This is a genomic window from Mesobacillus boroniphilus JCM 21738, assembly GCF_000517385.1.
Taxonomy (GTDB): Bacteria; Bacillota; Bacilli; order Bacillales; family Cytobacillaceae; genus Mesobacillus; species Mesobacillus boroniphilus.
Genome location: NZ_BAUW01000202.1, coordinates 1 through 1752 on the forward strand (window position 1 = coordinate 1; position 1752 = coordinate 1752).

Sequence of the window (1752 nt, forward strand, 5' to 3'; positions counted from 1 at the left end):
ATAATATAAGTATTACTGAAAAAATGAAACCTTTGGTGAAGTAATACAAGCAGCTTGGGAGGATTTTAATAATTCGAGTATTTTTAATATTGATACTGATGCTTTTGCTCTTATTACAGGGCCAATAAGCACTAACGAAATAAATAACACACGTATTATTCTTGAATGGGCTAGATTTTCAGAAAACGAAAAGTCTTTCTAAGTTCAGTAATAGCATTAAAAAAGTCAAACTGGAGGCCTTTCGTGAGAATTTACAAAAAGCTAATAGTGGTATAGATGTTTCTGACAGGGAATTTTGGATGTTTTTAAAAAATCACTAAAATAGAATTATCAGGCATTTGATATATTTTATTATGTATTGGAGGAATAGAGTTGAAGTGGACTAAAGATGATTTTATCGTAAATGATGATATTTCATTAATAGTGTCCGCAGAAATTTTCAATGACGGGAATTTCGGAAACGACACTGTCGGTGGCAATTAGACTCGGAACCGCCATGTCATTTGGAGTTGTTGTTATCCACCAATATGTCAGTCCCGTATAAAAAAAGAGACCCTTTTCAGGCTCAGAACCTTTGATCGTCTAGGAGTCTGTCTGACGGAGTGAAATCCACGTATTTTTATTCAAAATATATGTTTTTATACAATAAAAACGGATGAATATGAAGAATTCTCGCATAATTATACGCTAAAAAATTTTCATCGGACAGACTCCTAGCACTCTTTTCAACAGATTCCTCATCTACAATTTGCTGTTTCCTGAGCACGTCCCACTTTGCTTTTGCCCATCCATTCGCAGACAAGTTCTTCATTACATTTCACTTCATTGATGCGGAAGAAACGAGTGTCTTCTTTTGCTTTTACCAGTTTCATTCGGTAGGAATTTCCGATTCATATTAACGAGATAAGCCGGTGAGTGAGCCGGTCAATCATGGCTGCGTTCATTACGAGATCTTAGAATATTTCCTCCCATCGCTTAGGGTAGTTGTTTATTAGCATTTGTTGTACCAATAATACTCAAAGGTTTATCTTTTAAAATTGAATTAATCACACCATTAGATATTTCCTCGTGTGTTAACCATCTAGAGAAGCCATTTTGGTTAATAAATCCTAACTGAACTTGATGATATTTATATCCACTCAAAACGGTTCTTCGTTTTATTTCGTTTAAATCAGCACTACTTCCCAATATGTGAAATAACGACCAATTTTGGTTATCAACGTTAATCTCTTCAATGATAATATTTAATGCATTTGCTGCAATTGAATGTATCCATGCGACAACCAAGTCAATTTTTCCATTTTTTTCTTGAAAAGATTTTATATGGTTTCTTAATTCTTCATCATTTCTATAGTCAACTAACATAGGGGTGATGCGATAATGAGCTAAACCTTTTTCTAATAATAAATTCATTTTTTCGGGGTTTCTACCAATTACAGAAACATGATAACCTTTTTCAGCTAACCATAAAGATACATTAGATAACATTCCAGTGCCACCCACCACTAAAGCATTTTTCATAAGAACCTCCTTATTATTTTAAATATCTAAACTTATAAGTAAGTATTTTACTATTTTAAAAAAAAGAATTTTAAGTGCAAATAATTAGCAATATTTGTATGATAATTATTAAAAAATAGGAAAAATATAGTGAAAATTGTCAAAAAAATACAGCAAATAGGTTGAAAGTTACATTTTACAAAAATTAGGATAGACCGGTTGAAAATCACCAAGAGTTATTTTAATACTTGA

At 32.0% G+C, this 1752-nt stretch carries 1 protein-coding gene; it reads right to left on the bottom strand.

Translation table 11 applies throughout. From position 1 onward, the window contains the following. Positions 1–975: 975 nt before the first annotated feature. Positions 976–1521, bottom strand: a complete 546-nt coding sequence (locus JCM21738_RS21765; RefSeq protein ID WP_023627844.1) for a short-chain dehydrogenase — start codon at positions 1519–1521, stop codon at positions 976–978. Between the last annotated feature and the right edge of the window lie 231 nt (positions 1522–1752).

Excerpts from the sequence above, each read along its gene's own strand:
- JCM21738_RS21765 (WP_023627844.1), bottom strand. The coding sequence starts at position 1,521 with ATGAAAAATGCTTTAGTGGTGGGTGGCACTGGAATGTTATCTAATGTA.